This window comes from Bdellovibrio bacteriovorus (assembly GCF_002208115.1).
In the GTDB taxonomy this organism is placed as follows: domain Bacteria; phylum Bdellovibrionota; class Bdellovibrionia; order Bdellovibrionales; family Bdellovibrionaceae; genus Bdellovibrio; species Bdellovibrio bacteriovorus_C.
The window spans coordinates 3,508,511-3,534,575 of sequence record NZ_CP020946.1; the positions used below are offsets into that span (position 1 = coordinate 3,508,511).

The window sequence follows — 26,065 nt, forward strand, 5'->3', positions numbered from 1 at the left end:
AATCTCAGAATAAGATTTGCGAATGTTGCGCGGCTCATTAAGTCATTAAACCGCACTCAGGCCGCTTTTTCAAGGTCGAGTGCGAAAAGACTGTAAGTCACTGATTACTTTGCGGGTTCTTGAACCTGCTGGCTCATTTCCAAAAGAATTTTACGGGCCTTTTCATAGTCCTTGTCCGAACAATCCTTGAATCCCTCCAGGTGATAGAGGTTTTTCAGGGCCTTCGCTCCTTCTGGAGTGGACGGGAAGCTTTTCAGAGCGGCGATCAGACGGGCACTGAGATCCGCCGGAAAGTCCTTGCGAAAGACAACCGGATCGCTGGGAATGGATTCAGTCTTTTGAACAATACGAACCTTTTCATAAACATCAGGAAACTGCGATTTGACCAGCCGGCGCGCGTCCTGGGGAATGCCGTCCTCTGATGGAGTGTGATACGTGGCCCCGGCATCCACACGTCCCTGATAAACCATCATCACCACGCTGTCGTGTTTACCGGCAAAAACAGTGTCGCCCAGTTTGATATTCTGATCCTTGAAAAGTTTCGCCGGAAGAATATAGCCGGAGGTGGAAGCCGGATCGACATAAGCAAACTTCTTACCCTGCAGATCGTTCACACTTTTGATTCCGGGATCGGCAGTGATGATCTGACCCCAGTATTCAGAGATGCCGCGGTTCACACCAATCAGCTTGGCCTGAGCCCCGTACTTGTCGTGAGCCAGCACATAGCCGAACGTATTTAAGATCGCCACATCCACGCGCTGCGAGCCAATAGCTTCTACCACGGCGACATAACTGACCGGCACCTGCATGCGCACATGCAAACCGGACTTTTCCAGAATCCACTTTTCCAGCAGCTTCCCGTTTTCCATAAGCACAGCCGAATCCTGGCCTGGAACCAGTGCAAACTGAATAGGCTTTTCACGGCTTCCCAGCTCCTTTTGTGACGTGCATGTAATCAAAAGAAACGGGAACAGGACGACAAGAAAAAACTTCAACAAGGCGCTTCTCCTCACAGATTTCTCATCGAATTTACTCTTGGTATTAAATGTATGCAATAAACACTGTCATAAACTAATATGAATTGTAAACCTGAGCAGTTTTCGAGGATAAGGAGGGCATGGAAATGTCTAAGGTTAAGGTTGAAATCGATGCTGATCTACAAGATCTGATTCCTCAGTTTATTGAGAATCGGAAGAAGGACATTGAGTCCCTTAGCGCTCTCGTGGAGAAAAACGATCTCCAGTCTATCGCGCAAATGGCTCACAAGATCAAAGGTGCTGCTGCAGGATACGGCTTTGCCGAACTCAGCGACCTTGCCGCGCAAATGGAAGTTGCCGCGAAGAAAAACGACGCAACCCCCTTGCCTGAACTTGTGAAGAAGATGCGCATTCACTTTCTGAATATCGAGATTCATTACGTCCCGATGTAGGAGCCTATGAACCATAAGAACCGCCTGTTTCTTTTTACCTCAGTTCTGGTACTGGGCACCCTGCTCATTGCCGGAACTGTTGGTTACAAGATGGGCAGTTCTTCGCTGGAACAAAGCACCCGCGAACGTCTGGTGCAGATTCGTGAATTCAAGTCCGATGAAATTCAAAAAGAATTTGCCTATCTGAAGAACGCTCTGGTTCTGACTTCGGAATACACGCCGATTCTTCAGTTCCTGCGCCGTTATCCACAAGAGCACCAGCAACTGCAGACCTGGCTTCGTTCTCACGGAAAGCCCACGGCCTGGCGCAACGAAATGGAAGAGCGCAATCCCTCACAGGTCTCTGATTATCCCCGGATACTGGAACAATTCACAGCCCTGCCGCTGTTTTTGCAATATCAGTTTCAGGAAAGTGCACGCACCCAGAACCGCCCCCTGCCTCAGCTAGCTTCCGTCAGCGGGTTTTCCGGGCTGGACTATTTCCGAAGCTACGAAAGTCTTCATTCAAAACTCTTCGATGTTCTGGAGCGCTCTCACCTGAGCGATGTTCTGCTGATTGAACCCAACGGCACGGTGGCCTATTCAGCCGCAAAGTCCCTGGCCCTGGGGGACAACCTTATTTCCGGCCCGCTTTCCAATTCCCGTCTGGCTCAGGCCTATCGCTGGTCTCTGAATGCCCCCAAAGGGGCCACCAAGTATTTTGATTTTACTCCGATCAGTCATTTCTGGCATACACCTGCGGCCTTCCTGACAATGCCGCTGTTTGATCAGACTAATTTTGTGGGAACTTTGGTTTTCCAGCTTTCTTTGGATCGTATTGATCAGATTCTTTCCCACAATCGCAAATGGAAAGAACTGGGTCTTGGCATGACCGGCGAAGTTGTCGCCTTCGGCACGGACGGGTTTGTGCGCAACAACCCGCGCATGTATCTGGAAAGCCCCGACAGCTTCGCTCAGAAAGTTCGCCAGCAAGATGACGCCCGCACAGCCCTGGAAAGTATTGAGCGGTCCCGCTCGGCATCTTTGTCTTTGATTCTTCCGCCGACTCAGGTTCGCCGCTATATGGAGCGGGGTGTGGCCTTTGATTCCGGCGAAGACTATCTGGGCACACGCAGCCTGCAGTCCGCTGGGCGCGTGAATGTCGCTGACAATACCGACTGGATCATTATCAGCAAAATGGATCTGAATGAAAGCCTGGCACCGCTGTCTTACAAGTTGCCGTGGTTCTTTATCGGAGGCTTTTTACTGTGGAGTCTGGCATTAGCCGGAGCATGGCTGGTTTATCGCCGCATGTTCTTTCCGTCGCAGGTGCTGGCCGACGGCCTGGACAAACTGAAATCGCACAACTTCAGCGAAGTCCTGCCCGCTCCGGAAGAGGATGAGTACAAAGACCTGTACCAGAAATTCGACGAGGTCCGCGAGGACTTCCGCAAAACCAAGGCCGCGCGCGACTTCCTGGAAAATGTGGTCTATTCCCTGAACGAAGTCTTTTTCATCGTCGAGGTGGAGGACGTCGAGGACAGCCTGCGCAAGAACTTCCGCGTGCGGGGTTTCAATCCCACCGCCCAGTCTTTGACCGGAGCCCCGGGGCACACTCTGAAAAACAGCGACCTCAGCCTGTGGCTTGAAACCGATTACTCGGTGATTGAAAACTCCTTGCGCGAGCGTGACATCCACAAGTCCACCCACACGGCGGAAGCTTCCTTAAAGAAAATCACCGGCGACCGTGTCCCGCTGGAAGTTTCCTGGGCCCGCGTCAACACTGAAAACAAAGGGAAGATTCTTCTGGCCATGATGGGCACCGACATGCGCTGGAAAAAGGAAATCGAAAAAGAACTGAAGCTGAAAGAGGAACTTCTGAAAGAATCCCAGTCCCTGTCCAGAACGGGATCCTTCCGCTGGGACATCCGCACCGGAAAATGCCTGTGGTCAGAGGAAGAATTCCACCTGCTGGGCCTGACCCCGGACAATGTCGTTCCAAGCTATGATCTTTTCCGCTCGCTGATTCTTTCAGAGGATCTGCCGGTCTTTGATAAAGCCCTGGCAGAAGCACACAAAAATATCGCCCCCTTCCACGTGGATCTGCGCATGAAAAAGCAGGATTCCAACGATCTGATCTGGGTGCGCTGTCAGGGCCGTACTGAGTACGACGACTATGGCAATGCCCTGTTCATGTACGTCACCACTCAGGACATCACCGAGCTTCGTCGGGTGGAGCAATCCCTGATCACCACCAAGAACGAAGCCCTGAAGGCTTCGCAGGCCAAGTCCGAATTCCTGGCTCAAATGAGTCACGAAATCCGCACACCAATGAACGCAATTATGGGAATGGCAGAACTGCTGAAAGAAACCAAGCTGGACGCCGATCAAAAGTACTATGTGACGATCTTCTGCAAAGCGGGCGAGGTTCTGATGTCGCTCATTAACGATATTCTGGATCTTTCCAAGATCGAAGCCGGCGAAGTTTCCATTGAAAACATCCCGTTTGAGATGACGAAGCTGATCGCCGACGTTGAGGACATGATGAAGCCACGCGCCCTGGAAAAGGGTCTGAGCTGTATGTGTGAAATTGCTCCGGGAGTTTCGCCTCACCTGATGGGCGACCCGACGAAACTTCGCCAGGTGCTGATCAATTTGATCGGGAACTCGATCAAGTTCACCCATAAGGGCCAGGTGCGTCTGGTCATCGGCAAGAATCCGTCCAAAAAAGACACTCTGCTTATCAGCGTTACCGACACAGGCATCGGGATTCCTGAGGATCGCCAGCACATGATTTTCCAGAAGTTTTCCCAGGCCGACAACTCCGTCACCCGAAAGTATGGTGGTACGGGGCTGGGACTTGCTATTTCCAAGAGCCTGGTTGAGTTGATGGGAGGCCAGATCTGGTTTAAAAGCCGCCCGGGCACTGGAACGACGTTCTTTTTCACAATTCCGTATCGCGAACAGATCTACAACCCAGTGAACCACAAGCCGGTGCCAATGCGCACCCCTGAACTGGATTTTGTAAGTCCGAAGCCGCGTGACCCGAATCACAAGGTGAAGATCCTGATTGCTGATGACACCGAGGACAATCGCACCCTGTTCACGCACTATCTTAAGAACGAGCCCTTTGAAATAATTGAAGCAGAGAATGGACTTCAAGCCATAGATCAGATAAAGTCAGGTGAGTTTGACATCGTCTTTATGGACGTGCAAATGCCTGAGATGGATGGCTATGCAGCCACTGATCGAATCCGTGAATGGGAAAAGGAAAGTCACAAAGCTCCGGTTCCTATCATCGCCTTAACGGCGCACGCTTTGGCGGAAGATCGGCAGAAATCCTTGCGGGCCGGCTGCAACGATCACATCGCCAAGCCGTTTAAGAAGGACACCCTGTTGGGAGTCATTAACAAATACTCTCTGTAGGAGAACCAAGGATGGCTGCGCCACAAGAAGAGAAAAGCCGATTGCTCATCGTCGAGGACGATTCCGACATCCGAGAGCTGTTGAAGCATTTCTTAAAAGAATTTGTGGATGAAATCGTGGAAGCCGAAGACGGCTCTGCCGCCCTCCAGTTCGTGAAGGCCCAGGAGTTCGACACCATCTTGTCTGATATTGAAATGCCCCACATGAATGGTCTTAAGTTTTTGGCCTATGTTCGCTCTTTGGGTCAAATGACCCCGTTTGTTGTGCTAACGGCTCACGGAGATCATTCCCGCGCCCTGGAAGCACTTTCTTTGGGCGCCTTTGACTTCATCACCAAGGATTCCAAACGCAAAGTCGTGATCGAAAGCGTCTGCGCGGCTTTGAAATTCGGGCGCGAGATGAAGTCTTCCAAAAACGATGCTGTGAGATCCTCTCATCTTCGTAAAATCTATGCGGATATGTCCAAATCTTCTGAGATGAGACTGCGCAAGATTATCGAGGAAATGTCGTCCTAAGATTTGACCGGCTCCCGATTTGAGGCCATGTTAACTTCACAGGAGTTGCCCCATGGTTAAAATGTCCGGAGTCTATCAAGGTCACAAACACAGTGAAATCAAACACGGCCCGTCCGGTGCCGCACTGGAAACTGACGCCCCCAAAGACAACAATGGCAAAGGTGAAGCTTTTTCTCCGACAGACCTGGTGGGTGCTGCCATGGGCAGTTGCATGATGACTGTGATGGCCATTGCCGCTGACAAAGACGGTGTGGAACTAAAGGGCGCGCGCTTTGAAGTGGAAAAAGAAATGGGCGTAAACCCACGCCGTATCGTGAAGCTGAATGTGGTGCTGCACATGCCTCAAAGCATCCCGCATGACTACAGAAAAAAACTGGAACAAATCGCCCTGACCTGCCCGGTGAAACAAAGCGTTCACCCGGACATGCAGGTTCCGGTTTTGTTCCACTATGACATCTAGTTATTTTACCAGAACAGAGACCTCGGCCACTTTGCTGTCACCTTCATAAAGCACAAAGTGATGACGACCCAACGAAGGCGACCACAGATAAGAATCGGTCGCCTTTATTTTTTTGTCTTCGTTGATCTTCCAGTACAGATCCTTCTTTAAGGAATTTTCAACCAGCAAAGGCATCTTTTGATTTCCCGGCGGAATTGCCGGATCCAGCGCCAGCACCATGCCGTCCTGAGGATACAAGATGCGCGCCCCCGGATAAGCTTCCGGAGATGATTCCTGCGGTGGAACGGTTTCGGCCAGTCTGGTTTCAGACGGATAGTGATCCTGCAACCAGATCATGGTGCGCTTCCAGATCGGGGCGGCGCCACTGACTCCCATCACATTCCACATCGGTTCACCGCTGAAATTTCCAACCCACACTCCCACAGTAAAACGATCGTTCATCCCCACACACCAGTTGTCGCGCATGTCCTTGCTGGTTCCGGTTTTTACCGCCGCCCCCGGCAGCGCCAGGGCGGAATCCAGTCCAAACCCCAAAGCCCTGTTCTGATTGTCGGACAGAATTTCTTTCACCTCGCGCGCACTGGTTGCCTGAAAGACCTCAACAGCTTCGGCCGTTTCCTGAAGAGGCTCAAATTTCAACGAGGACAAGAAACCATCCTGGGCCAGGGTTCGATAGCCTTGCGCCAGATCCTCCAAGGTCACATCCGCCACCCCCAAAGCCAGGGCCGGTCCGTAGTGTTCAGGCTCTTCCAGATTTCTGAAATTCAACGCCTTAAGCTTTCCCCAGAATGAATCATCGTTTAAAAGTTTGAAGGTCTTTACCGCCGGAACATTCAAGGACGATCCCAATGCGGTCTTCACCATCACCCAGCCATAAAACTGGCGGTCATGGTTTTGGGGTTTGTACACGCCCCGGTCAAAGACGATATCCACGGCCGAATCCTCAAGCCAGGATTCGGCTTTTAAAAGATTCTTTTCAAAAGCTGTCGCATACAAGAAAGGCTTCAGCGTCGATCCTGCCTGCCTTAAGGACTGAACTCCGTCGACATAAGGCGCACTGGAAAGATCGCCAGATCCACCGACATAGGCGAAAACTTCGCCCGTGCGGTTTTCAATCACAATCACCGCGGCGTCATTCACGTTCTGCGCCTGAAGCCTGCGAATCTGGGAGGTGATCTGTTCCTGGATATAATTTTGCAAGTCCCGATCCAAAGTTGTTTGAATCTGACCGCGCCGCCCCTCTTTTGAAAATCTTTGTGCAAGATGCAGGGCCTGTTGATTCTGGGTGCTCATCTTTTGCGGCTGAATGCGACTGATACTGTCCTTCAAGCTGGGGCACAGATCCGGCTCCTGCCAACAGGCGCGTTTTTCCCATTGTGCGGTTTCAGAATTCGGCGAACGAATCAGGACGGACAGAAGTGTTGAGTCCACACGATTTAAATCCGCTGAACTTTTTCCAAACATCATCCACGACGCCGCATTCACCCCCCGCAGCTCGCCACGGAAGCTGACCAGGTTCAGATAGCTTTCCAGAATCTGCTCTTTGCTCCACTGACTTTCAAGTTTTAGCGCCGCCACAGACTGGCGCATTTTTCCGGGCAACCCTTGCCAGGTTTTCTTATGGGGATGAAGCAGTTTCACCAATTGCATGGTGATCGTGCTGGCCCCGCGCGGGGAATCCTTCACACTGCGCTGATACACCGAGGCCGCCATGGCCACAGGATCCACGCCCCAGTGACGGAAGAAATTTTTATCCTCCGACTTCAGCAGCGCCGCGATCATGGCCGGTGAAATGCCTTTATGATCCGCCCACAATAAAGTGCGCTCTTTCAGATCCTGACGCCATTGATGCAACGGTTTTCCGTTACGATCCACTAGAAACAAATCTGAACTGACATAGGACTTTTTCACCGACTCATAAGAGGGCAAAGACGGAACCCCGCTGGCCAGGACTGCAAGTCCCGCACTCAGCCCCAGCACTCCCGCCCCAACAAGTCCCCAGATCAGTCTTTTTCTCATTGCACACTCCATACGGATTCTGGCAGTTCCGCAAAGAGATCCGGGCTGTACATCGCCTCCACGCGCGGTGCTGGCAGTACGTAGGTACCTGACTGATTGAAGCGCAATGTGTATTCCATCACCTGTTCATCCTGCGGGAACCAGGAATGATAGAAACGAATCAGCTCGGACTTTCTTTCCACCGAGGTCGCATAAGAAGCCTGAATCACACTGGCCCCGGTCGGGACTGGATCTTCAACCACCACCCAGGTCTGCGAAGCTTTGGCTTTTACTTTCAACTGAACCCTGGCGACATCCCCGACACTCCAGCGGCCCTTTTCTTTCTGCTCGACAGGCGTGATGATTTTTTCAACGTTAAATCCGGCAAAGACCGGCTTGGTCACAGGAACGGCGGCTTTCACCGACACCGTGATCCACGGACGACCCGCGCCCTGCTGATCCAGCTTCAATTCGCCTTTGTCCTGATGCCATGGAAGGCTCAACGAACCCGAGCTTCCCTTGGACCAAGAGTATTTCTCGGAAGCCCCGGCAAGTTCTGCCACGAATGTCCCTTCGACTTTTTCTTTGCCATAGTGTTCTTGCAGACGTCTCATCACAATCGCGCCCCAGGCGTTATCTGAAGTCAACGCCCAGGCCCCCTCTTGCTGCAGGCCCCATGCCCCCTGATACAGGCGAGGAATATCGGACTGCCATTGCGGAAGCTTCATCATGGTCAGAATCAGGCGCAGGACCGAGCTCTCTGTGTCACGCATAAGCCATGGCATGGATTCCAAACGCTCATCTTTGAACTGCAAACGCTTGGCGGAGAAGTAAAAGCGGTTGCGCAAGACAGACTCGATGTCTTTCATAGTCTGTTCTCGACCGGACACCTCTTTTTCCCACAAATGAATCTGATACCATTCAATCAACGTGTACATGGGCCATTGGTTCGGCGAATATTCAATCGTCGGTATGCTTGCGATATTCAGTCGGCGATAACGGGAAAGTGTCTCCATGACGGTGATCTTTTTAAGAACACTATCGGCACGATCGAATTCCTGACTTTCACGCAAACGGCCTTCAGCGTAGGCATTCAACGCATCCAGCATGCGATTTTCATGTTCATCACTGAATGTGAAGCCGGCCTCGTGGGCAATATTCAAGACATAAGCTGTCAGGTTCACGTTTCCAGAAACTGCATTCCCCGGGAAATATCGCAACAACCCGTTGCCATCCAAATAGGTGTCAAGCTTGTCTTCCAGCTTCTGCCAGGCCTTTTTGTCATTCAAAGACACGACTCTTGAAACCTGCTGTTCAAGACAGGAATACATATAGTTCTTCCAGAACTCACGAATGCCTTCCGTCGAACCACCCAGGGAACTGTTCAGTTCCACAACGATAGAGCTTTTTGCCTGATCCGCTCCGGCAGGTTGTTGCAAAGAAAGCTTTTTGAAGTCCGGCCAGTTGCCAAATTCACTTTGATAAATTCTTGCCACTCTCACCGGAAGAATCTGCTGGGTCTTTTTTATCTCGTCCACCGCGCGACCATCAACCGTGCGGGCGCTTAAGATATACTCAAGCTGGGAAGCACCGGCCGGAACTTTGACCTTCCAAAAGACCTCTTTTGCCTCGCCTGCTGCCAGGCGCAGTTTCTGGGCCGGGTGAGTCCCCGCATTTGGAGTCACGGCGAGGGTCAAATTCAGATCATGAATTTTATCCGAGGCATTGCGCACTGTGAACCCTGCCTGGAATTCGTCCCCGTCGCGAACGACCGAAGAAAGGCCCGGCATAATCATGACTTCCTGAGAAGACTGAATGGATGTCCAGCCTGTGCCGAACTGATCCTGCCCCTGCAGGGCCACCGCCACAATGCGGAAGCTCGTGGTGGAGTCATTCAGCTTGATATCAACCTTGGCCTCCCCTTTGGCGTTTAGTTTTACACTCGGGTTCCAGTACAGCAGGGTATCAAACAGTTCGCGGCGAAGACCTCCCGCCCCGTCACCGCCGATAGGTACGGCTTTTAAACCGAAGTGGCGACGACCCACCACTTGCGTCTGTGACGTTGCTGTCTGCACCGTGTGTGAACGAAGTCGCATCATGGAGCCCAGCAGATCCCAGGAATCATTGTCCCGCAAAGCCAGCAGCCCTTCGTCCACAGCCACCAAAGCCACTTCCGCTTTGGCTGCCGGTCGACCCAGACTGTCTTTCACGCTGATTGTGACTTGGGATTTCTGACGGGCACTGTAGGTCTTTTTGTCCGTAGCCACCGACACTTTCAGAGTGTTTTCTTTCCAGCCGACTTTGATTTGTGCAAGACCGAGCTTGTAAGCAGGCTTCGCCAAATCCACCAGCGCCGTTGGTTTTGGATCCGCCAGTCGACCGCGGATCGCAAAGGCTGATACCACCACATTCGGAGCATATTCCTTTTTGATCGGCACACGAATCACCGGGCTGTCACCGCTGACATCGACGACTTCCGAGTGAAGGATGCCATCGCGCTCTACGGTCACCAGAACTTTGGCCTGCGGGAAGGGCGTGCGTAACTGAAATTCTGCGGTTTCGCCAGGTTCATAAGTTTTCTTAAACGGGATCAGATCCGCACGATCATTGTCTTCAGATCCAAACCACTGATTTTCCCCAGGGCGAATGATCCACTGAGTGACGTTACTATAGCTTATGCGCCCTTGAGCATCCTTACCGGACACCACCGCAATCACGGATCCCGAAGCCTTGGTCTTTCCTTTACACAGGAACTGGCCTTGGGCATCCGTGACCCCGCGGCACAGCTCGCCTATTTTTTTGTATTCCCGGAAATCTTCATAGGCATAAAAGCCCCCCACCAGGCGCTTGCGGTGGGTGTAGTAACGGCTGGTATACAGATCAACCTGCACACTCTGATTTTTCAGTGGACGCTGTTGCAGATCCAGGGCTACGACATCAAACTCCACTTTATCCGGAGTCGCGGACCAACCGCGGGACTTCATCCCCAAAACCAGAGACGACGACCACAAAGGGAAGGTGCGGCTGAGTGATTGAATCTCTCCGTTCGGGTCCTTGTATTCAATCTCGGTACGCAGATTCTGAGGTGCGGCCGCATATTTAATTCCGGAGATTGATTCCTGGGCCACGCCTTGCTTGTTTAACTTAAAATCACGAGTCCCACTTTGTGGGACGTGACGGTGAATTTCTTCTTCGCCCTGGCGGAACAGGCCCTCACTGACCGCTCCATTGGCAAAAGCATACTCCTGGAAATCTTCATTTTGCGGCGAGAAATAGCCCGGCTCAACATTCCAGCGCATCTTCACTGGCAAGTCCCCGGCAGGACCGCCGGCAAAGTATGTTCCGGACACCTGTACGGGAATATTCTTTTCCTGCACGTACACCGGTTTTGTGCCATCCAGCCTTACCTGCATCAATGGAACGCGGAAGTTTTCAACAGCCACGTCACCGACAGCAATTTGGATTGAAGGCGTGTCTTTTTCCAAAGTCAGGGTCCAGCGTCCCAGCTTCGCCCCAGCGGGCACCGGCCAGGTCACCAACGCTACGCCCGTTTGTTTGTTCCAGGTCAAAGACAGCTTGAACGTCTGCAATCCGGAATCGTGCGCCACCGTCAGACGGGTCGGCCATTCATTTGCTGTCGGCAACGAAAACCCCGAAAGGCTGGTTTTGCGCAGTACAATTTTCGCTGACATTTTTTCTTCAGGTTTCAAAAGTGTGCGGTCTAAAATCGCATGCCCCAGCCAAAGGGAATCCGTGTCGCCCGAACGAATCTGGAAACGCCACGATTCGATGCCTTTGTCCCAACTGGTATGGGTGAAGCTGAAATCATCACTTTTTTCCGCCATGGCAAAAAAGCCCCCATAAAAGCCGCTTTGTGGATCCGTCGCCCAGTCATCCACCGGTTTTGCGAACTTGAAGGAAGCCCATCCGCGCGCATCCGTTGTGGCACTGGAAATAACATTCCCGGCATTGTCAAAGATGGAAACCTTTGCACCCGGGACGACTTTAGTGGTTTTAAGCTCCGTCACCCACACCCAGGCTTCATTGCGCGTGTGCTTCACATGCACAGACATATTCGTCACAAGACCGGCCGAACGCACATAGAATGGCTTTTTCTGATCCAGCAGGTTCTGTCCCAGCAGAGGGCTTTTCATTTCCACCACATAGAATCCAGAAGCCTTCAGCGGAATTCCCACCACCTCAAGGTCTGTGGCTTTTGCCGGCTTGTCGACTTTGATTTTTTGTGTGGCCTTCCCCTGCCAGTTTTTCAAAGCTTCTTCACCGTAAGGGTTTCGCATCACTTCGCCCAAGGCCTTTATCACGGACTTAAAGTCATTCGCCTTCAACTGCCCTGTCCAGCCCCCAAACTGAGTGTCCACAGACTTTTCCACGCGACGCAAAGTCACCGCCATGGCCGCCTCGGGACCGGATTCGATCACCCCGAAAGTGGAGGCAAATTTCAGCAGCGAAGGATCTTCGCCGGTTTTTACCTTCAAAGGGAACTGGGATTGATTGGACAACAGGCGATCATCCTCGTCCTTCATTTTTGCGGGAATCACCACAGTGTACTGACTGTTGGCCACAAACGGGCCCTTAAACTCCAAATAGCTGACGTTATCTTTTCCGCCCGCAGCGGCATCCAGATTCGCAGCTTTGATTTTTTTTCCGTCGGCTGACTGGATATAAATTTCCTGTGCCAGCTTTGCCGGGAATGATGCTGAAGCATTCAGACGCATCCCCATCAAAGGGACACAGGGTCTGTTCGCAGCCTCCCGATCGCAATTGAAAGACAATTTAAACGGCTCACGCACATTGAATTCATACACTTCATCTTCTTTCGAAGTGTGACCGGATGGTGACTGCACGGCCTTGGACCATACCAGGCTCACTCTGGCACCCGCCGGGAAAGGGCGCTGTGCTTTCAGAACGACATAGTCGCCTTTAAATAATTCTTTTTCGTACTTGTATTCATTTTCGGCAGCCTGATAAGTTTTTGTCGCTTCCCCACCTGTGATCACCTGCGCAGGGACACGATCCCCCAGACCCTCAATCACAAAGTAAACACCCGCAGCCAGAGATTCTGTTTTTACCGGAGAGTCGGCAAAGACCACAAAACTTTGCTCGGGATCAATGTCACGATATGTTTGCGGGAAGATATTTTTGATATGCGGGCCGCCTGTGTTGAAGCTGAAGATCTGACCATGAACCTTCACTTCACAAGATTGTCCTCCAGCCACGGGCTCAGTGAAATCAAATACCCAGTTCCGGGTGTCGATCCAGCGGCCCTGTCCTTTTTTTGCATCAAAGCACGAACTCTGCACCGGAGAATCCAGTTTGATTTCGCCAAATCGAACCATCGGTTGATTGAATTCGACCCGCACTTGCTCAACAGATTTTACAAAGCCCTGTGGAGTGAACGTCTGCACCTGCACTTTTTGCTGAGCAAAAGACAGCGTGGTTAGAAGAGAGAAAAACAAACTGATCATAGGGAACTCCTTCTGCCTCTTAAGCTTGGCTGTCGCTTTCAGTCAGGTCACTGGATGATGCCCTATGCCGACGTTCTCAATGGGGTTTCATTCTCAAAACTGGACTTAGTTCTGTATTCGTCCCCAACTCGAAATCACGGGGAAAAGACGTAAGATTTTCTCTATGAGGGGATTAGCTTTTATCTATTGGTGAGCGCACACAAAACCATGAGAAAATAATGGCTAGTAAAGGGAGGTCTTTATGACGACTCTTGAAACAAGAGCTATTCTGGCTCCGAAAATTCGTTTAGGACGTGTGGTAATTTATTTCTATCTGACCGCATTCATCGTGGTCGGTATTATCGCCTATCTGGCGAATGGCTGATGACATCAACTCAGGGATCAGTGACAATATTCAGCACAATACTGAAAGGGGATCCCTATGAAGAAAATGTTGCTTGTCAGTTTGTTGGCCGTTGCGATGACTTCTTGTATGCATAAATCCAAGAAGGCTGAAGCCCCTGCCCCTGCTGAACCCACTCCAACCCCAACGGCGACAGCCGCTCCTCAAAAAGCCCAGGCAGTTTTGAAAACCATTAAAGGTTCCAAACTGAAAGGCATCATTCACTTCACCGAAGGTGATGGCGAAATGAAAATCGAAACGATGGTTGAAGGCATCAAACCGGGACCTCACGGATTCCATATCCATGAAAAAGGTGATTGTTCTGCTGCGGACTTTTCTTCAGCCGGTGGCCACTTCAATCCGACCAAGGGATCTCACGCGGGCCACGACGGTCAGGGACGCCATGTCGGTGATATGGGAAATCTGATTGCCGATAACAAGTCCAAAGCCATCACAACTCTGGTGATCAAAGGCATGACTATGAAACCGGGTGCTGAAAGCATCATTGGTAAAGCGGTGGTTATTCACGCGGACAAGGATGATTTGAAATCCCAACCGGCAGGAAACTCGGGTGCGCGTATTGCGTGCGGAGTGATTCAGGCCCTTTAAACAAGGGCCCGAAATGAAGGGTGAAGGCTTAAACGGCCTTCACCTTCTGGAAGATTCGTCCGAAGATGCTTTCACCTTTGGCGTTGAACATTTCCATTTCAACGGTGTCGCCGGACTTCATAAATGGCGTTTTAATCGCGCCGGTCTCGATTTGCTCAATCATGCGTTTTTCCGCCAGACAGCTTGAACCATTGGCGTGATCTTCATTGGAAACAGTTCCACTGCCGATCACAGAACCCGCCGCCAGGTTGCGGGTTTTTGCCGCATGAGCAATCAACTGTCCAAAGTGGAAGTGCATGGCGCCCGCATTGGCTTTACCAAAGAATTCACCATTGTACTTCACATTGAGTGGCAAATGAATGCGCCCGTCTTTCAATGCCTCACCCAGCTCGTCTGCCGTCACGGCAAACGGAGCCAAGGCTGATGCCGGTTTACTTTGGAAGAATCCAAAGCCCGCCGCCAGCTCTTCAGGGATCAATCCACGCAAAGACACGTCATTGATCAAGACATACAGACGGATGTATTTCAGTGCCTCATCAGGGGTCACGCCCATTGGTACAAAGTCAGTCACCACACCCACTTCACCTTCAAAGTCTGTCCCGTGTGCGAAATCACGCTGAGGGATGTCTTCGGTCGGTGCCAGGAACTGCCCACACTCGCCCTGATACATCAGAGGAACCGTGCTCAAGGTTTCTGGAAGCGGAGCTTTGCGCGCCATGCGCACCAGCTTGATATGATAGATAAAGGCAGAACCATCAGCGAACAACCATGTGCGCGGAAGCGCAGAGTGGAAGTCACCTTCTTTAACGGCAAAAGCACCTGCCGCTTTGCCCGCATTCAAGTCGTCAGAAAGTTTCTTCAGGGAAGCTTCTTTCTCGGACCATTTTTCCATCGCTTCACGCAAGGATGGGGCAATAGCTGTGGCTTTCACCGCGGTTTTAAGGTCGCGGCTGATCACACACAATTCACCATCCATGCTTTGAGACGATTTAAGAGAACCTAATTTCACGTCGAATCCTATTTCAAAAAATCTTAGTCAAAAGTGATCTGCAAGTTCGCGCCCACCGCGCGGTAGTTTTTCAAACCGTCTGCGGCATCACCGCTGGCAGTTTCATAATACAAAGTAGCACCCAACTGCGGAGCAAATTTGAAGCTTGCACCAAAGATGATCGGAGTCAGTGGCGATTTTACATCGTTCACTTTGCCGACTTCAGCATCGCTGTCCAGATTCAGACCCAAAGATACACCGGCGAACACGCCTGCGTATTCTTCGAATTTGTACATAAGCGCCACTGGAACATCCAGATAGTTCATGCTGATCTTGTTTTCATCACCAGTCGCATCTGTTTCAACAATCACCGGTCTTTGAGTGTAAAGCAAACCTGTGCGCATGTGCCATGCACCAGAGATCGGGAAATGAGCTGTTGCACCGAACTGGAAACCCATTTGGGATTTTACAGAAGCCAAATTAGAATCCACTTCACCGGACTGCTGACGAATACCCACTTCCAAACCATAATCAATATCTGCCATCGCAACGGATGACATCATACCCAAAGCAGCCATCACTGTTAGAGCCAACTTTTTCATTTTAATCCTCCTAAAGGCTTTCATTGAAGCCCTCAAATAGTCCCATAATTTGAATTACTTATCAAAACACCACACAGCATTTAGTGCCATCTCGTTTATAACCTTATCCAGCGACACCTCGCTGTGCTCCAAAGCCAGATGGTGTGCTTCAACGGTTCCACGAGCGGCCAAAACAATCAGAACCAATGGAAGCAACGCCCGCCACAGGATCTCAAACTTCGACCCGGCCTGCGGGGAATACTCGTCCTTCCAATCCCCGAACTTAAGGCTTTTCACCAGCATGTATCCAAGGCTGAACAAAAGAACTGTGATGATACAGAAGATCCAGGATTGATTCGGAGGCAGCGACTTGAATTGTTCAAGCCAGCCTTCCAAATTCCAGGAGCTGTAATCAGCAAAGCGCATGCGCTTTCCGTATTTCGCAAAATGGAAAAAGTCCACAAACGTCAGAGCACAGATCAGAAACCAAACCGTCGTGAAATAGACTTTATAAAACACAAAGCCTGCACGCGGCCATTTCTGCAACACCGCCTGAATCATCACCAGGAAATAAAGCGGAATGAACAAGAATCCAAAGATCAAAAGATCAAAACGAAACCCCGCCAGGAAAGACTGGGCAAATTCAACAAACGCCGCATCCGGGGTCGCATGAAACACCGACAGGAAATAGAGATTCAGTCGGAACAAAGTCATGAAGACGATCATGGCAAACGCCAAGACGGCCATCTTTAAAAACACTTTAGAAGAGAAACGCAGAGAAAAGATAAAACGATTGGGCATCGAAAAGTCCTTTGACTGAAAATCAAAAGCAGAATGAAATGTGAGGCTCAATAGGAGTCAGTATATGTCCTCGATAGTACTTTACAACTATTTTCGAAGCTCCACTTCGTACCGTGTTCGTCTGGCTTTGCACCACAAGGGTCTGGCCTTTGAGTACAAACCCATCAATCTTTTGAAGAGCGAACAACTGACCCCGGAATACAAAGCCATCAACCCGCTGGGCGGCGTACCCACGCTGATCCACGACGGCAAGATCATCCCGGAATCCTTTGCCATCATTGAATATCTGGACGAGGTCTTCCCACAAACACCTCTGATGCCGAAAGATGCCTACAAACGTGCCCGCATCCGCCAAGTATGCGAAGTGATCAATTCCTTCATGCACCCGATGGCCAATCTGAAAACACTCAAGTACCTGACCAACAAACATGGCTATGACCAGGACCAAAAAGACGAATGGGCCCAGCACTGGATCTATCAGGGGCTGGAAGTTCTTGAAACAACGCTGAAAGAGTTCTCGGGAACTTACAGCTTCGGTGATGAAATCACCATGGCCGACATCTTCCTGATCCCGCAGCTTTTAACGTCTCAAAGATACAAAGCCGACATCACCAAATTCCCAACCCTGGTGAAGATCAACAACAACTGCCTGAAGCTGGAAGCTTTCAAGAAAGCTCACCCGTTCAATCAGATGGATACACCCGAAGAATTCAAAAAATAAAAAAGGCCCGGAAACGGGCCTTTTCTTTTAGTTATGATGAATGAAGAGGAAGTTCCATTTATCAATCACCGGGATGATGATGAAGACTAACATGGAAACGTTGAGCCACATAAAGAAGGCCAGCCAACGTTCAGTCCCATTGGACTTGTAGTAGCGATAGAACTCTTGCAGAACCTTGAACACAAACGGGAACGTCAGCAGAACAAACATCCAGCTGGCGTGAACAAACACCGGCGCCGCCAAAGCCACACCCACATAAACGAAGGTGTAAAGGCCGACCTGGAACATGGTTTTTTCCATGCCCAAAGCCACCGGCAAAGTCGGAATCCCGCCCGCTGCATAGTCATCTTTGTAACGGATTGCCAGCACCCAGAAGTGCGGCATCTGCCACAGGAACATGATCAGGAACAGATACAAAGACTCCGAGTTGAAGATGTCCGGATTTGCCACCGCGTAACCGATAGTCACTGGCAAAGCCCCCGGGATCGCCCCCGGAACGGCCGCAAACACCCAACGGCGTTTCCACCACAAAGTATAAGGACCGTTATAAAGGAAAACGCAGAACAACCCCACCCAGCCGGCCACAGGCTCCAGCTTGAACAGCATGTTCATACCGACCAGCAAAAGACCTACCGACAAAATACCCGCCGCTGCCGGCTTGATTTTACCGGAAGGGATCGGACGCTTGGCTGTACGGGGCATTTTTTGGTCGATCTTCCAGTCTTGAACCTGATTGAGCGCAAGAGAGCCCGAGCTGAGGAAATAAATCCCCAGCAGGGTTTCTAAAAAGATTTTCCAATCAAAGGGATTTTCGATCTGAAAACCAGTGGCATAGCCGGCCAGTCCCGCTAGGACTGAGAAAACGACTATGCCAAACTTGGTAAGATCTGCGTAGATTCGTAGCACGATAATCTTACAGCGGGCTGACTTCGTGAACGCGAGTCGCGAAGTCGATCGCGCAGATCGCGAACAGCAACGCCAGGAAGAAGAAACCAGATGCAAAGACAAAGCGATTCATCTTGGTGTCGTCTTTCAAGTGCATGAACCAAAGGCAGACCAATGTAGCCTTAACCAAAGCAATCAGGAACGCCACTGGCGCAGCCAAAGCACCCAATTCAGCTCTGAAGTTGTGGGCGATGATTGTCAGGAAGGTCAGACCGAACAAAGCCAGGGCAACTTTGAAGTAAGTTGCCAGTGGCGTGATGTGCGGATGAAGAACATTCGAATTACTGTCGTTATGTTGAGCCATTTGTTACCCCACCAAATACAGAAGAGGGAATAGGAAGATCCAGATCAAGTCGACGATGTGCCAGAACAAACCAACACCTTCTACAACGATCCAGTACTGACTGTGGAAATCACCGCGGATAGTGCGGATCAAACACCATGTGATCAGACCCATACCCAACAAGACGTGGATACCGTGCAGGCCCGTCATCACGTAGTAGAAGCCGAAGTACAAACCAAGGTTTGCGTGTTCTGCGCCCACTTTCGCAACATCCAGGAATTTACCCGGAAACAGACCCAGGTGGAATTTATGCTGGTATTCGAAGTACTTGATCACCATGAAGATCGCGCCGCAAAGAACAGTCGTTGCCAGGGCAAGGACCGCTTTTTTCTGCTGGTTCTTCTGGATGAAGGAGATCGAGATCGCCATAGTGAAGGACGAGAAGATCAGAACCAGGGTATTTACGAAACCCATCTTCCAATCAAGAGACTTCGCACCTTCAGCGAACATCGCCGGATATTCATTGTGATAAAGAGCGTAACCCACAAAGATCGCACCGAACATCAGGATCTCTGTAAGCATGAACAACCAGATACCCTCTTTACCAGAGGAATACTGTTGCTCAGCCGTTTTAAAGTGGTGAGCTACGTGTGCTGTGTGAGCGCCGTGTGCTGTATTATCTGTACTCATAAGGCCCCGCTGTTACTACTGGTTCAACACTGAAGTTGTCATGTGGAGGAGGAGAAGCCGTCTGCCACTCCAAAGTTTTAGAGCCCCAAGGATTCATCGGAGCTTTTTCACCTTTCAACAGACCCTGAACGATTGTGTAAAGACCGAACAGGAAGCCGATAAGGATCAACCAAGAACCCACTGTGGAGATCTTATTCAGATTCTCGTACGCCGGGATGTAGTCGAAGTAACGACGAGGCATACCCATTGCGCCCAGAACGAACTGAGGGAAGAAGGTCACGTTGAAACCGATGAAGATGAACACGAAAGAGATACGAGCAGTGGTTTCGTTGTACATCTTACCGAACATTTTCGGGAACCAGTAGAAGTAACCACCCATCAACGCCATCAAGGTACCACCCACCATTACGTAGTGGAAGTGAGCCACCACGAAGTAGGTATCGTGGAAGTGAACGTCGATTGGCAAGGTCGCCAGCATGATACCAGTCACACCACCGATGGCGAACAGGAACATGAAGCCTAAAGCGTAAAGCATCGGAGACTGGAAGGACACGGAACCTTTATAGAAAGTCGCCACCCAGTTGAACATCTTGATCGCCGTCGGAACCCCAACCAGCATTGTCAGGAAGGAGAAGATGATACCAGTCGTTTCAGACTGACCGGACACGAACATGTGGTGACCCCAAACGAAGAAGGACACCGCCGCGATACCCAAAGAAGAGTATGCGATCGCCGTGTAACCGAAGATGACTTTTTTGGAGAAGGTCGTGATCAGCTCGGAGATGATACCCATCGCCGGGATAACCATGATGTAAACCGCAGGGTGAGAGTAGAACCAGAAGAAGTGCTGGAACAATACCGGGTCACCACCCAGTTTAGGATCGAAGATACCGATACCCAGGAATCTTTCCACTGCCAGAAGAAGCAATGTGATACCCAAAACCGGAGTCGCCAGCATCTGAAGGATCGCTGTTGCATACAAAGACCAGATGAACAATGGCATACGGTGCATGGTCATGCCAGGAGCTCTCAGCTTGTGCACAGTCACGATGAAGTTCAGACCTGTCAGGATGGAGGACATACCCATGATGAAGGCTGCAAGAACCATCATCGCCGTCGCTGTACCCGTTCTGATAGAATAAGGAGTGTAGAACGTCCAACCAGTGTCGATCTTAGTAGTGAAGAAGGTCGCAATCGCCAGAGCCGCACCCGCCATGAAGCAGTACCAGCTCAGCAGGTTGATTCTTGGGAAGGCCACGTCTTTCGCACCGATTTGCAAAGGCAGGAAGAAGTTGCCCAGAATCGCCGGGATACCAGGAACGATAACCATGAAGACCATGATCGCCCCGTGATACGTCATCACCTGGTTGTAAACGTCACCGTTTGCCAGAATCTGACCCACGTTTGGTGCCGCATTTGGAGCAAAAAGTTCCAAACGAAGCAACAAAGCCATGATCCCACCGACAAGGAAGAAGAACATAACTGTGATGAAGTACATCAGGCCGATACGTTTGTGGTCGACAGTAGTCAGCCAGGACCAGATGCCTTTTTCGAAATTAATATAGTTGTCGCCGTGAGCTGTAGTTTTCGCCATGCTCAACTCCTTACTTCAGATTCTTGATGTACTCGACAAGAGCACTCAATTCGTTTTCGTTCAGCTGACCCTGGAAGGTGGGCATTACGCCCTTAGGGAAGCCTTTAACGATGTGTTTGTTTGGCTCAAGGATGGATTCGCGAATGTAGTTTTCGTCGAACATGATCTTGGTGCCATCATCCATAACTTCTTCGTGACCGAATTTCTGGAACAAAGAAGGACCGACCATTGTTGCCGGGCTGTCCACCGCGTGGCAGGACGCGCAGGCTTTAACCGCAAACAATTTCTTACCTTTTTCACCCAGCGGCAGGAATCTTTCTTCCTGACCCTGTTCCAGGTATTTGTCGAAGTCTTCACGGGAAACAACTCTCAACTTACCGATCATGCCGGAGTGAGAAGTACCGCAGTACTCAGTACAGAACAGGTGAAATTCGCCCAGCTTGTCAGCCTTGAACCACAAAGCTGTGTAACGGCCTGGAACCGCATCCTGTTTAATACGGAAGGATGGAACGAAGAAGGAGTGGATCACATCAGAGGAAGTCAGAAGAATCTTCACGTCCTGATTGATAGGTACCACAACCTCATTCACGGTTTTGAAACCGTTCTTGTATTCAACTTCCCAAGCCCACTGTTTACCCAATACGTTGATTTCCAACGCATTTTTAGGCATCGCGCGCATTTGGTGATAGATGTACCAGCCCCAGCCGAACACACCCAGGAAGATTACAAGTGGAATGAATGACCACAAGAACTCCAACGCTGTGTTGTGAGAGATATAGGCTGTCTTGTCGTTGGAAGACTTACGTCTGTATTTCCAAACGAAATAGATCATCCCACCGATCACAAGGACGCAGGCGATCAAACTTGTTACAAGCAAGAATCCATAAAGATTGTCGACCTGCTTCGCAATCTCGGTTCCCTGCGTGGGCATGAAGGATTGGGCCTTCGCAATATTAAACCACATCATGTACCTTTATCTCCCCGCCGTATTGTTCTGCTCTCTGCGAGCGCGAATCCATACAGGCAATAACCAAATTACCATCACCAAAACCATCACCGCTCCGCCCATCTTCATTACGTTGAAGGCAACAAGCGTGTACTTGCTTTGATGTGGGTCATACTTAAAACAATAAAGCACCAAGCTGTCGACGAAGGTTCCGATTTTACCATCGGTCGCTTCGTTCAGAGCGATCTTGATGTCCTGAGGATTAAACATAATCCCCGGCAGATAGCGCGAGATCGTGCCGTCCGGAGTGATCACAATCGCTGCTGAAGCGTGGGCCCACTCCTGGGCTTTCTCGTCCCATCTGAACTTGAATCCCAGTGACTGCGTCAGTGCCTGCACCGTGGATTCGTCCGCCGTGATGAAGTGCCATTCCTTTTCAGATCCGGCGCGGTCATACAGCTTCATGTAAGTCTGTTTTTTGTGTGCCGCCAAGTCGGGAGTCTCTTTTGAGTCAAAACTCACAGACAGCAACTTAAACTTCTTACCAATCGTCCAATCCTTGTCCATCAACTTGAGCGCGTCGGTCAGACCGTTCAAATGGAAGTTACAAAGACCCGGACAGGAAAAATACACCGGCGAAATGATCACCGGATGTTTACCGTCGAAGAAAGACCCCAGCGCCACTTCCTGGCCATTGTCGTCTTTCACTTTCAAAGTCAGGTCGATTTTTGAACCCAACTTTTCGTCGATACCCACGCCTTCAAGCTCTTTGGGCTGCTCGTTGGCAACCATCGGAGCCGGCTTGCCGTCGTAGGCTTGAGCACCTGCTGAAAACAAAACAAGAACGGCTGTCATCAGTACCGTTCCCATTGTCTTTGTTTTCAATACCAGCTCATTGGCAAGCATTAATTAAATCCTTAATTATTGTGCGGTTTTTGCAAACTCAGCAACTTTAGCAGGATCGTCTTTGGATTTATTTTCAGTGATAGAATCGATGAAATGGATCACAGCCCAACGATCAGCCGGCTTGAAATGAGAGTAAGCCGCCATAGAGGAACCTTTGATACCATTTTGCAGAACTTTATAGTGAGCGATAGCGCCTTCACCTTGAGTCCATTTACCTTCAACCAAGTTACGTGGCTTAGGATTCAAAGCCGCACCCGCAGCACCGTCGCCTTTACCTTCGTTACCGTGGCACATAGCGCAGTTTGTAGCGTAGAACTTCTTACCGTAAGCAACCATTTCTGGAGTGGAAACCCAAGGATCCTGAACTTTGGTGATATCGAAGACAGGAACAGCGCCCTCTACTGCAGGGGCATTTGGATCTACAACGTTCTCGCCAAGATCAACACCTTTATTGATCGCAACGATGTAAACGAAGAATGCACAGACGAATACCATTGAAAAGGCAAACGCCAGCAGACCACTACGGTTATACTCATCTCTAGGTTCAGACATAGGTTGGCACTCCCTGGGGGACGCAAAGTAGTTTTGTCACAGTATTGTAATATATTAAACGATAACTAACCGAAAACAGGCTGATGGGCAACCTATTACGCCGACCCGGTCGAGTTGATTTTGCGCGGCGCAATGCGCCACGCCGCCGCTAGAACAGGTAACTCCGAGTGATGTTCACAAAGGCTTCAGGATTCTCGATATTTGGACAATGTCCTAAGTCAGGAATTTGCGCGAATTTACCCCGCAAAAACAGCGCCGCCAGAGCTTGAGAATCAACCTCAGAAAGCAGCTTGTCGTGCTCCCCGTGAAGCACCAGAACTTCATGTTCCACGGACTTCAAATCCTCGCGAACATCAAGCCCATCAAGGGCTTTAAGCACCCAGTGACCGATGGTTTGCACAGCTTTATAGGCATCCGCCACCACCACTTCCTGGAAGTATTGGGAATGGGGATTATTATTATGAATCGTAGATCCAATCACCGTCGCCGTCAGCGCGCGATCTTGTTTCATCTGCTCAAACGCGGTGATCATCGAAGCATCGAACGTGACGCCTTGTGCCCCGACAGGATCAAGCAGGACGGCCTTTTTAAAAAGAGTGGGTGCTTTTGACAACATCAGCGCCGCAATCAGCCCCCCGGTGGAATGCCCCACCAGATGATACGGCCCCTTGTTCAGTTGTTTGAGCAACGCGATGAAATCCTCGGCAAACAGATGCATGTCAACTTCACTGCTATCCTTGGGGGCGGCACTTTTCCCGCACCCGCGAAATTCAGCGTAAATCAAAGAACCGGAATAATTCTTTCCCGCCGCATGCTTTGCCCAGTGTTCCTGCGCCGGATACCACCAGCGGTTGGAAGCCAGATTTCCATGGATAAAGAAAACACTTTCCGGAACCAGCCCGTCGACGACTTCATGGTGAATCATTCGCGACCCACCTGAATTTCTTCTTGGCCGGTGCGCACTTCTCCGCGGAAGGGATAACCTTCAAAATCACGACCCTCAGAAAGCTTCTTGTTGCCGGAAAGAATCTGATAAACCCAAGCCGCGGTGAAGTTTGGAACGGCTTCCACCATCTTGTGTTCCGAACCATTGATGTACAAACGGCTGGCGCGGGATTTTTCAGGAACGGCATCCCAGTATTCATCCAGCACGCTTGTATTGATGTACTGATCCTGGCGTGCAATCAACAGATGCAATGATTTTGCCGGAATGGATTCTGTCAAATCAATCGGACGATACTTGCGAATCCCCTGAACCAGACGGAAAGTGGCTTCCAGCTTGAACGGATTTTCAAGCACGATCGGCTCTGCCTGCGGATAGGTCGCATAAATGATCTGATGCAGATAATAGTCATACAAATCATCGTCGGACATTTTGTTAAACGGAAAAATCTGACGAGTCGCCCAGATCTGCGCACGAATCCACTGATCCTGACCATCCAACGGACGTGTGAACGGAGCCATCATGATCAGATTTTTCACCAGGGATGGATAAGCGGCGGTGAAGCCTGCAGCCACACCACCGCCATAAGACAGTCCAGCAATATTATATGGACCTTTTAAATTCATTTTATCTAAAAGCGCTTTCAGGTCTGCGACCTGATCCTGAACCGGAATCGGCGCCACCACCGGAGCATACTTCAACAAAGTCTGCCCTTGTCCGATGGGATCATAGCGCAAAACGCCGACACCTTTTGCCAGCAGAGCATTCACGAAAGAATCCCACTGGCGGGTGCTGTAAGTCAGACCATTGATCAAAATAACCGTGGGCTGTTTTTCTTTGGCCGGAACATAATCCACAAACAACTCTTTTTGCGGAGCAACCTGTACGAAGCCCTTAAACACTTCAGCCTTCGCCAAAGACTCCAGGGACACAAAGAAACCTGATACCAAGACACTCAAAGCCAAGAACAGAAATCTCATCGAAGTCACTCCTTATAAAAAAGTTGTCAGATCATTTACAAAACCAAACCGCCATCAACGCTGATCACAGCGCCGTTGATATAGCCCGCCTGCTCGCTGGACAGGAACAAACATGCGTTGGCGATGTCTTCCACTTCACCCAAACGCGCCACCGGAACTTTGCCTTTCATGCCGTCCAGAACTTCTGCAGGCATCGCTTTGGTCATTGCCGTTGCGATAAAGCCCGGAGCAATTGCATTGGAAGTGAAACCTTTGCGACCCAGCTCTTTCGCCCATGTCTTGGACATACCGATAACGCCCGCTTTTGCCGCCACGTAATTCGTCTGACCGAAGTTTCCATAAAGCGCCACAACAGACGCGATATTGATGATGCGCTTGCTGCTGGAGTTTGGATTGAATTTTTCCAAAACAGATTTAGTGACATTGAACAAACCCGTCAGATTGGTATTGATCACCGCATCCCAGTCTTCAGGTGACATCTTTGCAAAAGATTTGTCGCGGGTGATACCGGCGTTGTTCACAAGAATATCCACAGCCCACGGCAAAGACGCCGCCGCTTTCGCGACGGAGTCACGATTGCCAACATCGACTTGCGCGATGTGAATCTGCGATCCGTATTTTGCAAATTCAGATTTTGCAGTTTGCAAAGCTGCTTCAGAATAATCCCAGATGGAAACATTTCCACCGGCTTCCAAAAAGCTTTTGGTGATTTGAAAACCGATACCGGAAGCTCCGCCGGTCACGATGGCATTTTTGTTTTTGAAATCAAAATTAATATTTGTCATGAACTTGAAGTACCCCCACAAGCCCCCGGTCCGTCAAAGGAAAAAGCACTTTTTCGCTCGGAGTAT

General features: G+C 50.4%; 23 protein-coding genes. 7 read left to right on the plus strand and 16 right to left on the minus strand.

What is annotated here, in order from left to right:
• Positions 1 to 104: 104 nt before the first annotated feature.
• Positions 105 to 998, minus strand: coding sequence for a phosphate/phosphite/phosphonate ABC transporter substrate-binding protein (locus B9G79_RS16810; RefSeq protein WP_232468841.1), 894 nt, complete (start codon positions 996 to 998; stop codon positions 105 to 107).
• Positions 999 to 1,123: 125 nt separating this feature from the next.
• Here B9G79_RS16810 and B9G79_RS16815 point away from each other — a divergent pair, with 125 nt between their 5' ends.
• Genes B9G79_RS16815 through B9G79_RS16830 form a run of 4 tightly spaced genes read left to right on the plus strand, consistent with a single transcriptional unit; the run spans position 1,124 to position 5,809 of the window.
• Positions 1,124 to 1,429 carry an Hpt domain-containing protein gene (locus B9G79_RS16815; RefSeq protein WP_232468843.1) on the plus strand — a complete coding sequence of 102 codons (306 nt, stop codon included), beginning with the start codon at positions 1,124 to 1,126 and terminating at the stop codon, positions 1,427 to 1,429.
• Between the two features lie 6 nt (positions 1,430 to 1,435).
• Positions 1,436 to 4,834, plus strand: coding sequence for an ATP-binding protein (locus B9G79_RS16820; RefSeq protein WP_088566518.1), 3,399 nt, complete (start codon positions 1,436 to 1,438; stop codon positions 4,832 to 4,834).
• A gap of 11 nt (positions 4,835 to 4,845) precedes the next feature.
• Positions 4,846 to 5,349, plus strand: coding sequence for a response regulator (locus B9G79_RS16825; RefSeq protein WP_011162897.1), 504 nt, complete (start codon positions 4,846 to 4,848; stop codon positions 5,347 to 5,349).
• Positions 5,350 to 5,401: 52 nt separating this feature from the next.
• Positions 5,402 to 5,809: an OsmC family protein gene (locus B9G79_RS16830; RefSeq protein ID WP_088566519.1), complete on the plus strand. Its 408-nt coding sequence runs from the start codon at positions 5,402 to 5,404 to the stop codon at positions 5,807 to 5,809.
• On the opposite strand, the gene pbpC is transcribed toward B9G79_RS16830, so the two are convergent.
• On the minus strand, positions 5,810 to 7,828 hold the full coding sequence (gene pbpC / locus B9G79_RS16835) for a penicillin-binding protein 1C (RefSeq protein ID WP_232468845.1): 2,019 nt from the start codon (positions 7,826 to 7,828) through the stop codon (positions 5,810 to 5,812). It abuts the gene before it with no gap.
• On the minus strand, positions 7,825 to 13,293 hold the full coding sequence (locus B9G79_RS16840) for an alpha-2-macroglobulin family protein (RefSeq protein ID WP_088566521.1): 5,469 nt from the start codon (positions 13,291 to 13,293) through the stop codon (positions 7,825 to 7,827). The genes pbpC and B9G79_RS16840 overlap by 4 nt, the downstream gene beginning before the upstream one ends.
• Positions 13,294 to 13,534: 241 nt before the next feature.
• On the opposite strand from B9G79_RS16840, the gene B9G79_RS18535 reads away from it, so the two are divergent.
• Positions 13,535 to 13,657 carry a hypothetical protein gene (locus B9G79_RS18535; RefSeq protein WP_269768123.1) on the plus strand — a complete coding sequence of 41 codons (123 nt, stop codon included), beginning with the start codon at positions 13,535 to 13,537 and terminating at the stop codon, positions 13,655 to 13,657.
• Positions 13,658 to 13,714: 57 nt separating this feature from the next.
• Entirely contained in the window at positions 13,715 to 14,284 is a 570-nt protein-coding gene (locus tag B9G79_RS16845) for a superoxide dismutase family protein (RefSeq protein ID WP_088566522.1), read from the plus strand.
• 28 nt (positions 14,285 to 14,312) lie between these two features.
• Here B9G79_RS16845 and B9G79_RS16850 read toward each other — a convergent pair whose 3' ends face one another.
• From B9G79_RS16850 to B9G79_RS16860, 3 genes are read right to left on the minus strand one after another with little or no spacing between them, the layout of a single operon-like run.
• Positions 14,313 to 15,293, minus strand: coding sequence for a fumarylacetoacetate hydrolase family protein (locus B9G79_RS16850; RefSeq protein WP_088566523.1), 981 nt, complete (start codon positions 15,291 to 15,293; stop codon positions 14,313 to 14,315).
• A 23-nt stretch (positions 15,294 to 15,316) separates the two neighbouring features.
• On the minus strand, positions 15,317 to 15,874 hold the full coding sequence (locus tag B9G79_RS16855; protein WP_226987892.1) for a porin family protein: 558 nt from the start codon (positions 15,872 to 15,874) through the stop codon (positions 15,317 to 15,319).
• Positions 15,875 to 15,928: 54 nt separating this feature from the next.
• Positions 15,929 to 16,654 (minus strand): hypothetical protein, encoded by a 726-nt coding sequence (locus B9G79_RS16860; protein WP_088566524.1) that lies wholly within the window; start codon positions 16,652 to 16,654, stop codon positions 15,929 to 15,931.
• Between the two features lie 64 nt (positions 16,655 to 16,718).
• Between B9G79_RS16860 and maiA the strand changes: the two genes are divergently transcribed.
• On the plus strand, positions 16,719 to 17,375 hold the full coding sequence (gene maiA, locus B9G79_RS16865) for a maleylacetoacetate isomerase (protein ID WP_088566525.1): 657 nt from the start codon (positions 16,719 to 16,721) through the stop codon (positions 17,373 to 17,375).
• 27 nt (positions 17,376 to 17,402) lie between these two features.
• On the opposite strand, the gene cyoE is transcribed toward maiA, so the two are convergent.
• From cyoE to fabG, 10 genes are all read right to left on the minus strand, one after another.
• Positions 17,403 to 18,281, minus strand: coding sequence for a heme o synthase (gene cyoE / locus B9G79_RS16870; protein ID WP_088566526.1), 879 nt, complete (start codon positions 18,279 to 18,281; stop codon positions 17,403 to 17,405).
• A 7-nt stretch (positions 18,282 to 18,288) separates the two neighbouring features.
• Positions 18,289 to 18,624, minus strand: coding sequence for a cytochrome C oxidase subunit IV family protein (locus B9G79_RS16875; protein WP_011162887.1), 336 nt, complete (start codon positions 18,622 to 18,624; stop codon positions 18,289 to 18,291).
• Positions 18,625 to 18,627: 3 nt separating this feature from the next.
• Positions 18,628 to 19,293, minus strand: a complete 666-nt coding sequence (locus B9G79_RS16880; RefSeq protein WP_080701406.1) for a cytochrome c oxidase subunit 3 family protein — start codon at positions 19,291 to 19,293, stop codon at positions 18,628 to 18,630.
• Complete coding sequence (ctaD, locus tag B9G79_RS16885; RefSeq protein ID WP_088566527.1) at positions 19,280 to 20,887, minus strand: cytochrome c oxidase subunit I; 1,608 nt, start codon at positions 20,885 to 20,887, stop codon at positions 19,280 to 19,282. Before ctaD ends, B9G79_RS16880 begins: the two co-directional genes overlap by 14 nt.
• 10 nt (positions 20,888 to 20,897) lie before the next feature.
• The gene (gene coxB, locus B9G79_RS16890; RefSeq protein ID WP_088566528.1) at positions 20,898 to 21,854 is read right to left on the minus strand and encodes a cytochrome c oxidase subunit II; all 957 of its coding nucleotides are present in this window, start codon (positions 21,852 to 21,854) and stop codon (positions 20,898 to 20,900) included.
• Positions 21,855 to 21,860: 6 nt separating this feature from the next.
• On the minus strand, positions 21,861 to 22,718 hold the full coding sequence (locus B9G79_RS16895) for an SCO family protein (protein WP_232468847.1): 858 nt from the start codon (positions 22,716 to 22,718) through the stop codon (positions 21,861 to 21,863).
• A gap of 36 nt (positions 22,719 to 22,754) precedes the next feature.
• Complete coding sequence (locus B9G79_RS16900) at positions 22,755 to 23,291, minus strand: c-type cytochrome (RefSeq protein WP_088566530.1); 537 nt, start codon at positions 23,289 to 23,291, stop codon at positions 22,755 to 22,757.
• 148 nt (positions 23,292 to 23,439) lie between these two features.
• The gene (locus tag B9G79_RS16905) at positions 23,440 to 24,216 is read right to left on the minus strand and encodes an alpha/beta fold hydrolase (RefSeq protein WP_088566531.1); all 777 of its coding nucleotides are present in this window, start codon (positions 24,214 to 24,216) and stop codon (positions 23,440 to 23,442) included.
• Entirely contained in the window at positions 24,213 to 25,214 is a 1,002-nt protein-coding gene (locus tag B9G79_RS16910; RefSeq protein ID WP_232468849.1) for an alpha/beta fold hydrolase, read from the minus strand. Before B9G79_RS16910 ends, B9G79_RS16905 begins: the two co-directional genes overlap by 4 nt.
• Before the next feature lie 35 nt (positions 25,215 to 25,249).
• Positions 25,250 to 25,999 (minus strand): 3-oxoacyl-ACP reductase FabG, encoded by a 750-nt coding sequence (gene fabG, locus B9G79_RS16915; protein WP_088566532.1) that lies wholly within the window; start codon positions 25,997 to 25,999, stop codon positions 25,250 to 25,252.
• Between the last annotated feature and the right edge of the window lie 66 nt (positions 26,000 to 26,065).

What these genes read in the sequence shown, in the direction of transcription:
- B9G79_RS16875 (WP_011162887.1), bottom strand. Translation starts at nt 18,624, where the DNA reads ATGGCTCAACATAACGACAGTAATTCGAATGTTCTTCATCCGCACATC.
- B9G79_RS16900 (WP_088566530.1), bottom strand. Translation starts at nt 23,291, where the DNA reads ATGTCTGAACCTAGAGATGAGTATAACCGTAGTGGTCTGCTGGCGTTT.
- B9G79_RS16830 (WP_088566519.1), top strand. Translation starts at nt 5,402, where the DNA reads ATGGTTAAAATGTCCGGAGTCTATCAAGGTCACAAACACAGTGAAATC.
- B9G79_RS16825 (WP_011162897.1), top strand. Translation starts at nt 4,846, where the DNA reads ATGGCTGCGCCACAAGAAGAGAAAAGCCGATTGCTCATCGTCGAGGAC.
- B9G79_RS16880 (WP_080701406.1), bottom strand. Translation starts at nt 19,293, where the DNA reads ATGAGTACAGATAATACAGCACACGGCGCTCACACAGCACACGTAGCT.
- fabG (WP_088566532.1), bottom strand. Translation starts at nt 25,999, where the DNA reads ATGACAAATATTAATTTTGATTTCAAAAACAAAAATGCCATCGTGACC.
- B9G79_RS16820 (WP_088566518.1), top strand. Translation starts at nt 1,436, where the DNA reads ATGAACCATAAGAACCGCCTGTTTCTTTTTACCTCAGTTCTGGTACTG.
- pbpC (WP_232468845.1), bottom strand. Translation starts at nt 7,828, where the DNA reads ATGAGAAAAAGACTGATCTGGGGACTTGTTGGGGCGGGAGTGCTGGGG.
- B9G79_RS16815 (WP_232468843.1), top strand. Translation starts at nt 1,124, where the DNA reads ATGTCTAAGGTTAAGGTTGAAATCGATGCTGATCTACAAGATCTGATT.
- maiA (WP_088566525.1), top strand. Translation starts at nt 16,719, where the DNA reads ATGTCCTCGATAGTACTTTACAACTATTTTCGAAGCTCCACTTCGTAC.
- B9G79_RS18535 (WP_269768123.1), top strand. Translation starts at nt 13,535, where the DNA reads ATGACGACTCTTGAAACAAGAGCTATTCTGGCTCCGAAAATTCGTTTA.
- B9G79_RS16840 (WP_088566521.1), bottom strand. Translation starts at nt 13,293, where the DNA reads ATGATCAGTTTGTTTTTCTCTCTTCTAACCACGCTGTCTTTTGCTCAG.
- B9G79_RS16845 (WP_088566522.1), top strand. Translation starts at nt 13,715, where the DNA reads ATGAAGAAAATGTTGCTTGTCAGTTTGTTGGCCGTTGCGATGACTTCT.
- B9G79_RS16910 (WP_232468849.1), bottom strand. Translation starts at nt 25,214, where the DNA reads ATGAGATTTCTGTTCTTGGCTTTGAGTGTCTTGGTATCAGGTTTCTTT.
- B9G79_RS16860 (WP_088566524.1), bottom strand. Translation starts at nt 16,654, where the DNA reads ATGCCCAATCGTTTTATCTTTTCTCTGCGTTTCTCTTCTAAAGTGTTT.
- coxB (WP_088566528.1), bottom strand. Translation starts at nt 21,854, where the DNA reads ATGATGTGGTTTAATATTGCGAAGGCCCAATCCTTCATGCCCACGCAG.
- ctaD (WP_088566527.1), bottom strand. Translation starts at nt 20,887, where the DNA reads ATGGCGAAAACTACAGCTCACGGCGACAACTATATTAATTTCGAAAAA.
- B9G79_RS16855 (WP_226987892.1), bottom strand. Translation starts at nt 15,874, where the DNA reads ATGAAAAAGTTGGCTCTAACAGTGATGGCTGCTTTGGGTATGATGTCA.
- B9G79_RS16905 (WP_088566531.1), bottom strand. Translation starts at nt 24,216, where the DNA reads ATGATTCACCATGAAGTCGTCGACGGGCTGGTTCCGGAAAGTGTTTTC.